This window comes from Halopseudomonas sp., assembly GCF_036961105.1.
GTDB lineage: Bacteria > Pseudomonadota > Gammaproteobacteria > Pseudomonadales > Pseudomonadaceae > Halopseudomonas.
The window spans coordinates 140,662-154,878 of sequence record NZ_JBALWW010000003.1 but is presented as its reverse complement, the minus strand read 5'-3'; the positions used below and the strand labels follow the sequence as shown (position 1 = coordinate 154,878).

Here is a 14,217-nt window from a genome sequence, read left to right as displayed (position 1 = left end):
TATTGACGCCCTTCGGCCGCCCCGCCCGACCAGACATGCGCTGAAAATCCGCCGATCCTGGCTCTCACCTGTCAAACCCGCTGACACCGCAGGCATCTGGTTATAACCATAGGCGGATAAAGATTTTTACGGCATGAAGCGCGGCAGGTAAACTAGCCTGCTTTTCCGACCTGGGTTAGCGGGTCGCGCCGCGCAGACTGGATGGTTATTCGTGATTGATTTCAAGCAGGTTCACAAAGCTTATCGCGTAGGTGGTCGCTCAGTGCCAGCGCTGCAGGCGACCGACCTGCATATCGCCAAAGGCGAGGTGTTCGGCATCATCGGGCACTCCGGCGCCGGCAAAAGCACCTTGCTGCGCCTGATCAATCGTCTCGAGGAGCCTTCCAACGGCAGCATCGTGATTGATGGCGAAGACGTCACCCGGCTTGATGCCAAGGGCTTGCGACGCTTTCGCCGGCAGGTTGGCATGATCTTCCAGCATTTCAACCTGCTGTCGTCCAAGACCGTTGCCGATAACGTGGCCCTGCCGCTGAAGCTGGCCGGTGAATTGAGCCGCGCCGAGATCAGGCAGCGCGTGACCGAACTGCTGGCACGGGTGGGCCTGAGTGACCACGCCGACAAATACCCCGCGCAATTGTCTGGCGGGCAGAAGCAGCGCGTGGGTATTGCCCGCGCCCTGTCGACCAATCCCAAAGTGCTGCTCTGCGATGAAGCCACCAGCGCGCTCGACCCGCAAACCACCGCCTCGGTGTTGCAACTGCTGACGCAGATCAACCGCGAACTGGGCCTCACCATCATCCTGATCACCCATGAAATGGACGTCATTCGCCGTGCCTGCGACCGCGTGGCAGTGATGGATGCCGGCGCCATTGTCGAGCTGGGTGCGGTCACCGATGTCTTTCTGCATCCCCAGCACGCCACGACCAGACGTTTTGTGCGTGAAGATGAAGCGCTGGACGAAGGTGAGCAAAGCGCGGACTTTGCCCATGTTGATGGGCGCATCGTGCGCCTGACCTTTGCTGGTGAGTCCACTTACACGCCGCTGCTGGGCAGCGTGGCCAGAGAAACCGGCGTGGATTACAGCATCCTGGCCGGCCGTATCGATCGCATCAAGGATACGCCCTACGGCCAACTGACCCTGGCCCTTACCGGTGGCGATATTGCGGCCGCCATGGGCTGCTTCGAGCGCGCCGATGTACACCTGGAGGTATTACGCTGATGGAGGCTCTGCTGCCGAATGTCATCTGGCCGGAGATCTGGCAGGCCACCCTGGATACGCTCGCCATGCTCGGCGGCTCGATGCTGTTTACCCTGCTGCTGGGCTTGCCGCTGGGTGTGCTGCTGTTTCTCACCGCGCCCCGGCAAATGTTTGAACAGAAGTGGTTCTATCAGTCATTGTCGCTGCTGGTGAACATCTTCCGCTCCGTGCCCTTCGTGATTCTGCTGATCGTGATGATCCCGGTGACCGTGGTAATTGCCGGCACCTCATTGGGCGTAGCCGGTGCGATTCCACCGCTTGTGATTGGCGCTACGCCCTTCTTTGCGCGGCTGGTAGAAACCTCCCTGCGCGAAGTCGACCGCGGCATCATCGAGGCTACCCAGGCAGCCGGCGCCACCCCGCGCCAGATAGTGACCAGCGCGCTGCTGCCCGAAGCCTTGCCGGGCATCATCGCCGCCATCACGGTCACCGCGATCACGCTGGTGTCCTACACTGCCATGTCGGGCCTGATTGGCGGCGGTGGGCTGGGTGATCTGGCGGTGCGCTATGGTTACCAGCGCTACCAGCCGGATGTCATGGTGGTTACCGTGGTGCTGTTGTTGATTCTGGTGCAGGTGCTGCAGAGCACCGGTGACCGGCTGGTAGTGCACTTTTCGCGCAAATGATGTTGAACGCAATAAAAGGCAGGCTGCCGGCTATCCGCCGCACGCCTGCGTGTAATCCCACAAGGAGCCTCAAGATGAAAAAATTACTGACTGCCTTTGCTGCCGCTGCGGTGCTGACCTCTCTGCCCGCCTTCGCCGCCGAGAAAATCTCCGTCGCAGCCACTGCCGTGCCGCACGCCGAGATTCTCGAGTTTGTTAAACCAACGCTGGCAAAAGAAGGGGTCGAGCTGGATGTGCGCGTCTTCACTGATTACGTGCAGCCGAATATACAGGTTGCCGAAAAACGCTTGGATGCCAACTTCTTCCAGCACCTGCCCTACCTTGAAGAATTCAACAAGAGCCGTGGTACTGAGCTGGTCAGCGTCACCGGTGTGCACGTAGAGCCCTTCGGCGCTTACTCCAGCAAGATCAAGAGCCTGGACGAGCTGCCTGAAGACGCCAACGTAGTGATCCCCAACGACGCCACCAACGGCGGTCGTGCTTTGCTGCTGCTGCAAAAAGCCGGCGTGATCACCCTGAAAGATGCAGGCAACATTCTGTCTACCCCGCGTGATATTGCCGAAAACCCCAAGAGCATTCGCATTCGCGAGCTTGAGGCCGCCACCCTGCCACGTGTACTGAACCAGGTAGACCTCGCGCTGATCAACACCAATTACGCGCTCGAAGCCGGACTGAACCCGAGTGAAGATGCGCTGATTATTGAAGGTGCCGACTCACCTTACGTAAACATTCTGGTCGCCCGTGCCGACAACAGCGAAAGCGATGCGATGCAGAAACTGGCCGCGGCGCTCAATAGCCCTGAGGTGAAAGCCTTTATCGAAGAGAAATACCAGGGTCAGATTCTGCCTACCTTCGAATAAGCAGGGCGCAGGCTTGGCTTGCACCGCTTTACTGTTACCCCAAAGCCCGGCGTATTGCGTCGGGCTTTTTCGTTTCTCGCGCCGCGCTGGACGCTATATCCGCACTGACCGGGCCCAACCACCGATCAGATACAAAGACGCCGGGCGGGATTTGCCAGCCGCGCACCTTGGTGCGTGCGCCGGTCATATACAGAAACGACCTGTCACCTACCCACCGCGGTGGCGTTGTTATACTCCAAAATCAAACCGAAAACGCACCGCCAGGGCCAACACCGTGGCGGCAAGCCAAGGAGTCCCGCTGTGCACAAATTCGCCCTTGTTTCCCTCTGCGCCAGTTTGTTACTGCCCGCTGCCAGCCTGCATGCCGATACCTCCGTCAACTACGGGCCGGAACTGCAAGGCTTCGAGTATCCCTATCCGCTTGAACGCTTCGCCTTCAGCTCGCAGCAACAAGACCTGGAAATGGCCTATATGGACGTCAAACCGACCGGTGATGCCAACGGCCGTACGGTCGTGCTGCTGCACGGCAAGAACTTCTGCGGCGCCACCTGGGAGCAGAGCATCAAGGTGTTGAGCGAGGCGGGCTACCGGGTGATTGCGCCTGACCAGATTGGTTTCTGCAGCTCCACCAAACCACGCGGCTATCAGTTCAGCTTTGCGCAACTGGCCGAGAACACCCGCGAGCTGCTGGAAGAGCTTGGCGTGGATAAAACCACCGTCATCGGCCACTCGATGGGCGGCATGCTGGCGGCGCGCTTTGCCCTGCAATTTCCTGAACAGGTCGAGCAACTGGTGCTCGCCAACCCCATAGGGCTGGAGGACTGGCAGAAAAAAGGCGTGCCCTACGCCACCATCGACCGGCTCTACCGCGGCCAGTTGAAAACCACCTACGATGGCATCAAGAACTACCAGCTGAAGTACTACTACAACGGTGCATGGAAGCCCGAGTACGACCGCTGGGTCGAAATGGCCTACGGCATGTACGCCGGTCCCGGCAAAGAGATAGTCGCCTGGAATCAGGCGCAGACCGCCGAGATGCTGTTCACCCAGCCGGTGGTGCACGAGTTCCCGAATATCAAAACGCCTACCCTGCTGCTGATTGGTGGCAAGGATCGCACCGCCCCCGGCGCCAACCGTGCGCCCGAGGCCATCGCCGAGCAGTTGGGGCACTATCCGCAGCTGGGCCGCGCAACCGCCGAGGCGATCCCCAACTCCACCCTGATCGAGTTTCCGGAGCTGGGGCACTCGCCACAGGTCGAAGCGCCGGAGCAGTTTCATGATGCCTTGTTAAAGGGCTTGTCGAAGCTGAACCCGTAACGCAGTTCACCAATAGCATTCTCATCCGGGGCGCCGCCGGCGCCTCCTTCAAGGCGACGAAGACCCCAGCAACACGTCTCTACCCGTCTGGCTCATTGTTCAGGCGGGCCGCGCGCGGGTATCATTTCTGTCCGGTCCCGCCAAAGCCCTACTTACCACTGCACTGCTGCGCGGCAGGATCCAAACAACAAAAGGGACAAAGCAGGCGTGCCCTGAGCTGACGCCTGTCAGGAGCAACGGATCAATGCATTTCCGTAATCACCTGTACGTCTGGGACGACCGTTTTCTCTACGTCACGCCCGGGATGATCTCCGACCTCACCCAGCGCCATACCGTGACCTTGCTGGTTGCGCTTGACGAAGCCGGGTTTGTGTTGGGCGATACCGACGGCCAGCAGCAGCGCTATCAGGCGGCATTGATTGCCAGGCACTGCGCCCGCTCGCTGGATGCCAGCCAGACGCGCCTGCTGTCACTCAACTTTGATCCGCAAAGCTACGAGCACCATGGGCTCAGCCATTTTCTGGGCGAGCACCCGGTGCGTTCGGTCATTCTCACACCGAATGCATTGGATGCCGACTGCATAAGCAACCTCGGTGCCGGCCAACTGGACGGCGCCGCCCTGTTCAAGCTCACCACCCCCCTGCCGCGCGCCATCAGTGGTTATCGACCCATAGCGCTCAACCTCGACATGCGCGCCATGCACGTGGCGCAGAAGGTCAAGAAGGAACTGCCACTGACCAGCACTGTCGCCGAGCTGGCCAGCGACGTGGGGCTTTCGCCTGATCGCCTTTCGCATCTGTTCTCAGCCAAACTGGGCATTCCCATCAAGAGCTATATTCTGTGGGCACGCATGCGCCGTGCGGTACAGTTGATTGCCGAAGGTGAGCCGCTGAGTTCGGTCGCCTACGACGCCGGCTTCTCTGACTCCGCTCACTTCACGCGCACCCTCAAACACTTTTTCGGGCTGACGCCCTCCTTTATCGTCAAGGACGTAACACTGCGCATGCTCTAAAAAGAGCGCAAATAGCCGTTACGTTCAATCACCTCTCCTTGTCGTTGACCTATGCTGTCTGCTGATCACCCAAACGGGTGGCAATACAACAATAAGAGGAAAGCATCATGCAGCAGCTATTCCAGCGCCGCGGACTCAGCCAACTGAGCCTGCTGGCCCTTGCCCTGACACTCAGTGCCTGCAAGATTGGAGGCGGCGGCAGCGACAACGACGACGCCCCAGCCCAGGCCAGCTACAAAGCCACCATCGAACGCACCAGCTTTGGCATTCCGCACATTACCGCCGACACCATGGGCGGCGCCGGCTACGGCCACGGTTACGCCATCGCCGAAGACAATCTCTGCGTACTCGCCGATGCCTTTGTGACCTTCAATGGCGAGCGTTCACGCTACTTTGGCCCAGAAGCCTCAGCCGCCGTGATGGGCACCTTCGGTTCGCCGCCGAACCTCGAGGCCGATTTCTTCTTCCGCTTGCTCAACAACCAGGACGCCGTGGATGCCTTCAAGGAAGACCAACCCGCTGACCTGATGGAACTGACCCGCGGGTTTGCCGCCGGCTACAGCCGTTACGTTGAAGAGATCAAGGACGGTGAACACCCTGACCGCCACGCCGATTGCCGCAACGCCGAGTGGCTGCAAACCATTGATGAAGACGACGTCCTGCGCCGTCTGATCGCCTTAAATCTGGCCGCCAGCAGCGCCAACTGGGTCACCGAAATAACCAGTGCCCAACCACCCGCGCCTGCAGGAGCCGCTGCGGCCCGCACGCTCAGCGCGCCGCTGGCAACGGACAACGACGAACTCACCACAGACCGCTTTGCCGTGGGCCGCGAAGAAGGCATCGGTAGCAACACCCTGGCCTTTGGTGCAGACAGCACCGAGGATGGCCGCAGCCTGCTGTTCGCCAACCCGCACTGGTATCTGCTGGGCGTGGATCGCTTCTATCAACTGCACATGACCGTGCCCGGCGAGCTGGATATTTCCGGTGCTTCCATCATGGGCGCGCCCATGGTTCTGATGGGCTTCAACGATAACGTGGCCTGGGCGCACACCGTTTCTACTGCGCGTCGCTTCACGCTGTACCAGCTACAACTGAAATCCGGCGACCCCACCACTTACATAAAAGATGATGAAGAGAAGTCCCTCACGCCGCATGAGATAACCGTGCAAGTGAAGGGTGAAGACACCAACCTCAGCGAGGTAACCCGCACGCTTTACACCTCCGAGTACGGCCCCATGATCAACCTCAGTGGTCTTGGCCTGCCAGGCTGGAGCAGCGCTGCAGCTTATACTCTGCGCGACGCCAACCTGGAAAACACCCGCGCCTTCCAGAACTTCTTTGCCTTCGACAAGGCCGATTCGCTGGAAGACTTCTATACCAGCATCAAGGAGTTAGTCGGCATTCCCTGGGTGAACACCACCGCCATTGGTCGTGACGACGGTCGCGCGCTCTACTCCGACATCACCGTAGTGCCCAACGTGCCGGACAGCATGCTCGCCGGTTGCCTGGTGCCCGGTCTGGGGCAGGCGGTACTTGGGCTCGTTCCTGGTTTGCCACTGCTGGACGGCAGCCGCGCCGCCTGCGACTGGAAAACCGATACCGACTCGGTACAGCCCGGCGCCTTTGGCCCCACCAATCTGCCCAGCCTGCTGAGCACTGATTACGTCGCCAACATGAACGACAGCTACTGGCTGAGCAACCCCGAGCAGCCACTGACCGGCTACGACGGCATCATCGGCCGTGAAGACTACGCCCAGAGCCTGCGCACCCGCATGGGCCATACCCTGGCACGTGAGCGCCTGCATGGCACCGACGGCCTCAATGGCTTCCAGGCCAGCAGCGAAAACATCCGCGACATTACGCTGAACAGCCGCAACTACAGCGCCGAATTGCTCAAGACCGAAGTGCTGGCTGAGGTCTGCAATCCGGCACCGGTAGGCGCTGAGCTGCAGGCTTGCCAGGTACTGACCGCCTGGGACAACACCGGCAATCTGGATGCCGTCGGCGCGCATGTGTGGACGGCGTTCTGGGAAGCACTGCTGGCCAAGCTTGAGGAACAGCCGGCGCTGAACCCCTACGCGGTCGCCTTTGACGCTGCAGACCCTATTAATACCCCACGAGGCCTGAGCAACGACGCCACCGTACGCAACCTGGTGCAGGATGCCTTCAGCGAAGCCGTTGCCCAGTTGCAGAACGATGGCATAGCGCTTGATGCCCGCCTAGAAGAGGTGCAGTTCTACCTCAAGCCCGGCGAGCAGATCTCGCAGTTTGGTGGCGAAGGTTACGAGGGCTATTTCACCGTGCTGCGCAATAGCTACATGCACGTGGTGGACTTCCCTGAAGGTGAGCCGGTACGCGCCTACACCTTCCTGACCCACTCCCAGTCCAGCGACCCGGCCAGCCCGAATTACTCGGACTACACCAAAGCCTATTCGCAGAAACAATGGCACCCCTTCCCCTTCACCCGTGAACAGATCGAAGCCGATCTGGTTTCCGAGATCGAGATCAGTCAGTAATACCGCGCAAAAGTCGCGAAGAGCATGGCCCCGGGTGCAGCATTGACCCGGGGCTTTTTCTTGGCCGCCAGCCTGAGAGTGGCTCACTTGCCTGTGCCTGCACCTTGCCCGGCAAAGAAAAGCGAACCATAAACCACATGAATACATCTTTATGGCGCTGCTTCTCGCCCCAGAACAAAATCGATTTATGTCCCTTGCCCGCCTTGATACTCGCCCTCGCCTGTTCAGAGGTGGGCAGCAACCGAGATAATCACAACGCTGAAGTATACATACGTATACGCATTTTCTCGCCGCCCGGCTTTTGTCCAGGAAGCATAAGCCGTTCCGTGACCTGCGGGTCACTTCAAAAAATTGTCTTCACCACGAGCCAGCAGGTTTCGACAAACGACGCCCTTTTCAGCGGCCTTTGTCGCTTGGCGAGCTGCCCCCGTGCGCCCTATTCTGGCGGCGATGACGATCACAGTCACTCGCACGAACGGCCCTGAACGGCTCGGGAAACGGCGCCTGAAGAAGGCCGCCATAACGGGCGAATACTTTGAGCAACCGGGCCACACCAGTTCATTCCAATAACAAAAGGTGGAATATGAAACAGCGCCAAGGCAGATTGGCAAGGCAGCGTAACCCTCTCCCGCTCATCGCCCTGAGCGCCCTGATGCTCGCTGGCATCAGCGGCTGTAATGACGGCGATAGCAACGATGACAATAACCAGGCACCCGCCACCCGTACCGGCGTCTTTACCGACAGCCCGGTGGCAGGCCTGGGTTACCAGACCGAGACCCAAGAGGGTGTGACCGGGGCAGATGGCAGCTTTCAGTATCAGGATGGCGAGCAGGTCAGCTTTCACTTGGGCGAGCTGGAGCTGGGTAGCGCGCTGGCGGCCGCACAACTAAGCCCACTCGATCTGGTTGAGGGGCCACCCTCACCGATAACGGCGTCACCAACCGTCTGGTACTGCTGCAAAGCCTGGACGCAGACCGCAATCTCAATAACGGCATCCAGATTTCCGAGGCCATCGCCGAGGCCGTGTCGGTCTGGGCCAGCGCCATCGTGTTTGATCAGGACCCCACCAGCTTCGCCAGCAGCACGCCGGTTCAGTCACTGCTGGCAGACCTCAACGCGGCCGAGCCGCCGGTCTTCACTGAGAGCGATCCGCGGCCACGCAAGCTGCGTAGCGCAGGCGATGCCCGTGAGCACCTCGAGAACACCCTGAGTGAACGCAAGATTGTCAGCACGCAAAGCGGCGATGTGGCCGGTTTCTCACCGGATGACGACGGCTGGGCCTGGTACGGCATTCCTTACGCCAAACCACCAGTGGGGGAGCTTCGCTGGAAGCCACCCGTCGCGCCCGAGCCCTGGGAAGGCGTGCGCGAAGCCACTGCCTGGGCTGACCAGTGCGCGCAGCCTTCCTACCTGGAAGCCTTCGGCAAAGGCAGCATGAGTGAAGATTGCCTGTACCTGAACGTAGTCGTGCCCAAGGGTTATGAAGGTGAAGCGCTGCCGGTGATGGTCTGGCTGCACGGCGGGGGTTACGCCATCCTGACCTCCAACAGCCTGTCTTACAACCACACGGCCCTGCCCAGCCAGGGTGTCATCGTGGTGACGGTGAACCATCGTCTTGGCGCCTTTGGCTACATGGCACACCCTCAGTTGACCGCCGAGTCGGAGCACCAGTCCTCCGGCAACTATTCACAGCTGGACCAGATAGCGGCGCTGGAATGGGTACGTGACAACATCAGCGAATTCGGCGGTGACCCGGATAACGTCACTATCTTCGGCCAGTCGGGCGGCGGCATGAAGGTCATCTCGCTGCTCAACTCGCCGCTGGCAGAGGGCCTATTCCATCGGGCGGCCATCATGAGTGCGGCGCCACCACCGGACGATACCATTCGCCCGATCTACAACCCCCTGGCCACCGAAGAGCAAGGCGGTATCTCACTGTCGGAGCGCCTGGGGCTGCAGGACGAGCCAGATGTCATCGCGGCCATGCGTGACGTGCCCTGGGTTGACCTGGCCAATGTTGCCAGCGGTTATGGCGTGGACTTCTTCAAGCCCAACGTCGATAACTGGTACGTCAAAACCGATATCCGCGAGAACGGCTTTCACAATGACGTGCCGATCATCCTGGGTACGCCGCGCAATGATGCCGAATGGGTCATTCGCGGCATGAAGTGGTACCTCCCCTTCCTGCAGGAAAATAACGAGTCGGACGTATTCGCCTACGTTTATGACCACGTGCCCGAGAACTGGGCCAACCGCGGCGTGGGGGCTTACCACAGCATCGAGCTGACCTCGGTCTTCGGCTATCCGGACACTTACTACAACCATTACGTGCTTGGTTTGACCGGTCTGCCCAATGCCAACGCTGGTAACTACGCCGACAACCTGCCCGGCTATGGCCCGATCGACCAATCGATCGCGGATGACAGCATGGCGTTGTGGGCGCAGTTTGCCAAAACCGGCAATCCCAGCACCGACGAAATCACCTGGCCCGCCTACAGCAATGCCGGCGAGGAATTCCTGCTGATGAATTACGACATGCAGACGCGGGATGATTTCATGAGCTTTTTCCCCGACTAAACCATTCTCCCAGCTGGCTACCCGCAGCCAGCGAACACACTCAAACCCGGTGACCTGCAAAGGTGCCGGGTTCTTTTTACCCCATATCCCGCAAAACTATTCTGTGTACTGGCAGAAGCCGGCAGCGCTCAACATCGCACTGGATATTGCCATCAGCGGTGCCATCACGCTTAATAGTACGTATCTATTTCATTGTCGCGCGCTGGACTAGCCTGCTGAGCATCAGAACTCGGCGGCCCGGCCGCTCGTTTTCTTATCCGAATTTGGACGCCTATGAACACGCCAGACGCCGCAGATAGAACACTGCAGGCAGAAGAACGTTACCGCTTGCTGGTCGACGCCATCATCGACTACGCCGTCTATATGCTCGACCCCGACGGCACAGTCGTCAGCTGGAACACCGGTGCGCAACGCTTCAAGGGTTACACCGCAAACGAGATCGTCGGCTCGCATTTTTCACTGTTCTACACCGACTCCGATCGCAACGCCGGATTGCCCGAACGCGGACTGAAGAACGCGGCCGAAAAAGGGCGCTTTGAAACCGAAGGCTGGCGCGTGCGCAAAGACGGCACGCGCTTCTGGGCACACGTGATCATCGACCCGATTCGCACCGCCGAAGGCACCCTGCTTGGCTTCGCCAAGGTTACCCGCGACCTGACCGAAAAACGCGCCGCCGAAGAAACCCTGCGTCAGAGTGAAGAACAACTGCGTCTGCTGATTGAGGGCGTGACCGATTACGCCATTTACCTGCTCAGCGCAGAAGGCTGCGTCACCAACTGGAATGCCGGCGCGCAGCGCATCAAGGGCTACGCCCCGCAGGAAATCATCGGCGAGCATTTCTCGCGCTTTTATACCGATGAAGACCAGGCCGCCGGCCGGCCCAACATCAATCTGGCCCTTGCCGCCCGTGAAGGGCGCCTGGAAGAGGAAGGCTGGCGCGTACGCAAGGACGGCACCCGGTTCATGGCACACGTGGTGATCGACGTCATCCGCGACGATAACGGTCGGGTCACGGGATTTGCCAAGGTCACCCGCGACGTGACCGAACGCTACGAAACCCAGAAGGCACTGGAGCAAACCCGCGAAGAACTCTTCCAGGCACGCAAGATGGAAGCCGTCGGCCGCCTCACCGGCGGCGTGGCGCACGACTTCAACAACCTGCTCACGGTCATCCTCATCAGCCTGGAGCTGGCGCGCAAACGCCTGCCCGGCTCGCCGGTGCTCGAGCTGATCGATAACGCCATACAGGGCGCGGAACGCGGCGCCTCCATGACCCGGCGCATGCTGGCATTCTCCCGCCGGCAGCCTCTCAAGCTCGAAGCCGTATCAGTGCCGGAACTGGTGTTGGGCATGCACTCGCTGATCAAGCAGTCGATCGAAACCAATATCACCGTCAACACCCACTTTGCCCTGGGACTGCCGCACATCAAGGCCGACGCCCACCAGTTGGAGTCGGCCCTATTGAACCTGGTGTTCAACGCCCGCGACGCCATGCCCGAAGGCGGCACCATTACCCTCTCCGCCCGCCCCACCAACCCAGCCGACCTGCGCAAAAACGAAGCGGCCACCCCCAGTGTATTGCTGGAAGTGACCGACACCGGCGAAGGCATGGATGCAGACACCCTGGAAAAGGCCATAGACCCCTTCTTTACCACCAAGGGCGTGGGCAAAGGCACCGGCCTTGGCCTGTCCATGGTGCACGGCATAGTCGAACAACTGGGCGGCAAGCTGCGACTGAAAAGCATCAAGGGCAGCGGCACCACCATACAACTCTGGCTACCGATAGCCGACGCGCCCAGCGGCCACACACCTGAAACTGCCGAGCAACCCGACAACCACCCCGAGCTGGCGTCACTGCGCATTCTGGTAGTGGACGATGACGAACTGGTACTCATCAACACCTGCGCCCTGCTGCAGGAACTGGGGCACCAACCCCTGCGCGCCGCTTCTGCCGCCGGCGCACTGGCCATACTGCAAACAGCCGAAGTAGACCTGGTCATCACCGACCACGCCATGCCGGGCATGACCGGTAGCCAACTGCTGGCAGAACTGGCCAAAACCCACCCCACCCTCCCGGTCATCCTTGCCTCCGGCTACGCCGAAGTCACCGACGGGGATGCGACTGCGGTGCCAACCTTGGCCAAGCCGTTTGATGAGCGGGGCTTGTCGTTGGCGATTCGGCGGGCTATGGGGTGAGGCCGTCTGGCAAGTAATGGGGTGGGACATGTGACGGGCGATATGACTTTGACCTGGCTCTTGCAGCCAGCATAGCCACGCGTTACGCGGCCAATAAAAGGGGCTTTCTGGCCCCTGCCACTCAGGGGCACGCTTGCTTGCGACGCGCGCTTGGACACACCCCACGGCCTGCTTTATGCTTCAGCCCACCAGGGATGCAGTCATACCGGCAACGGAGTACCTGCCCCGCATTTTTCAGCCCCTCGCAAAGCCGAATTACATGAGCAAGCAAGCAGCCAGCAAGAAAACAAGATCCTTCGAACAGACCCTCTGGGACACCGCCGACAAACTCCGTGGAAGCGTTGAGTCCTCCGAATACAAGCACGTAGTGCTGAGCCTGATCTTCCTCAAGTTTGTCAGTGACACCTTTGAAGTACGCAGGCAAGAGCTGCTCGACCAAAGCATGGGCGACTACGTGGACAGGGCCGAGTTTTACACCATGCGCAACCTGTTCTATCTGCCAGAGAAATCGCGCTGGTCGCACATTCAAAAGCACGCCAAACAGGATGACATCGCGGTAAAAATCGACACCGCGCTGCACACCGTAGAGAAGCACAACCCCTCCCTGCGCGGTGCCCTGCCGGACAACTACTTTTCCCGTCTGGGGCTGGACTCCGCCAAGCTGGCCGCGCTGATCGACTCGATCAACAACATCGACACCGTGGTAGCGCGGGAAGACGGCGCGGCCAGCGAGCAGGATATTGTCGGCCGGGTCTATGAATACTTTCTCGGCAACTTTGCCGCCACCGAGGGCAAGGGCGGCGGCGAGTTCTATACGCCCAAGTGCGTGGTCAACCTGATTGCCGAGATGATCGAGCCTTACCAAGGCAAGATATATGACCCCTGCTGCGGCTCGGGCGGCATGTTCGTGCAGTCCATCAAGTTTATCGAGAACCACCAGGGCAACAAGAAAGACATCTCCATCTACGGCCAGGAGCAGACCGCCACCACCTACAAGCTGGCCAAGATGAACCTGGCCATTCGCGGCATCGCCAGCAATCTGGGCGAAGTACCGGCCGATACCTTCTTCAAGGATCAGCACCCGGACCTGAAGGCCGACTTTATCATGGCCAACCCGCCCTTCAACCTGAAGGAATGGCGCGCCAGCACCGAGCTGACCGATGACCCGCGCTGGGCCGGGTATGAAGTACCGCCCACCGGCAACGCCAACTACGCCTGGATTTTGCACATGCTGGCGAAGCTCAGCGCCAACGGCGTGGCCGGTTTCGTCTTGGCCAACGGCTCCATGAGCAGCAACACCAGCGGCGAAGGCCTGATTCGCCAGAAGCTGATCGAGAACGATCACGTCGATTGCATGATCGCCCTACCCGGCCAGCTGTTCTACACCACACAGATTCCTGTGTGCCTGTGGTTTATTACCAAGAACAAGACCGAGCAGCACTTCCCCGATGCGCGCGAGCCGTTCCGCAACCGTAAGGGCGAAACCCTGTTTATCGACGCACGTAACCACGGCAGCATGGTCGACCGTACCCACAAGGAACTCACCACTGACGATATCGCCGAGATCGCCCGCACCTACCATGCCTGGCGGGGCGAGGCGAAAGACGGTCGCTATGAAAATATACCCGGCTTCTGCAAATCCGCCACCCTGGAAGAGATCAAAGCCAACGACTACGTACTCACGCCCGGCCGCTATGTCGGTGCGGCGGAGGTGGAAGATGACGGCGTGCTCTTTGAAGAAAAGATGGCCGAACTCAGCCAGACGCTGTATCGACAGATGAAGGAATCGGCGGAGTTGGATGCGGTGATTCGGCGGAATCTGGAGGGGTTGGGTTATGGGGAGTAGAGACTCTAC

General features: G+C 60.0%; 9 protein-coding genes. All 9 read left to right on the top strand.

Features of this window, described 5'->3' with window-relative positions:
* Window positions 1-211 precede the first annotated feature (211 nt).
* Complete coding sequence (locus V7756_RS05365) at window positions 212-1,219, top strand: methionine ABC transporter ATP-binding protein (protein WP_335609127.1); 1,008 nt, start codon at window positions 212-214, stop codon at window positions 1,217-1,219.
* Window positions 1,219-1,884 (top strand): methionine ABC transporter permease, encoded by a 666-nt coding sequence (locus V7756_RS05360; RefSeq protein WP_335609126.1) that lies wholly within the window; start codon window positions 1,219-1,221, stop codon window positions 1,882-1,884. The genes V7756_RS05365 and V7756_RS05360 overlap by 1 nt, the downstream gene beginning before the upstream one ends.
* 74 nt (window positions 1,885-1,958) lie before the next feature.
* Window positions 1,959-2,744 carry a MetQ/NlpA family ABC transporter substrate-binding protein gene (locus V7756_RS05355; protein WP_335609125.1) on the top strand — a complete coding sequence of 262 codons (786 nt, stop codon included), beginning with the start codon at window positions 1,959-1,961 and terminating at the stop codon, window positions 2,742-2,744.
* A 300-nt stretch (window positions 2,745-3,044) separates the two neighbouring features.
* Entirely contained in the window at window positions 3,045-4,061 is a 1,017-nt protein-coding gene (locus V7756_RS05350) for an alpha/beta fold hydrolase (protein ID WP_335609124.1), read from the top strand.
* Between the two features lie 244 nt (window positions 4,062-4,305).
* A complete protein-coding gene (locus tag V7756_RS05345) occupies window positions 4,306-5,073 on the top strand; it encodes a helix-turn-helix transcriptional regulator (protein WP_335609123.1) in 768 nt (255 codons plus the stop codon).
* Between the two features lie 107 nt (window positions 5,074-5,180).
* Window positions 5,181-7,589, top strand: coding sequence for a penicillin acylase family protein (locus V7756_RS05340; RefSeq protein WP_335609122.1), 2,409 nt, complete (start codon window positions 5,181-5,183; stop codon window positions 7,587-7,589).
* Window positions 7,590-8,612: 1,023 nt separating this feature from the next.
* Complete coding sequence (locus tag V7756_RS05335) at window positions 8,613-10,166, top strand: carboxylesterase/lipase family protein (RefSeq protein ID WP_335609121.1); 1,554 nt, start codon at window positions 8,613-8,615, stop codon at window positions 10,164-10,166.
* Window positions 10,167-10,439: 273 nt separating this feature from the next.
* Complete coding sequence (locus V7756_RS05330; protein ID WP_335609120.1) at window positions 10,440-12,362, top strand: hybrid sensor histidine kinase/response regulator; 1,923 nt, start codon at window positions 10,440-10,442, stop codon at window positions 12,360-12,362.
* 259 nt (window positions 12,363-12,621) lie between these two features.
* Entirely contained in the window at window positions 12,622-14,208 is a 1,587-nt protein-coding gene (locus V7756_RS05325; protein WP_335609119.1) for a class I SAM-dependent DNA methyltransferase, read from the top strand.
* Window positions 14,209-14,217 lie beyond the last annotated feature (9 nt).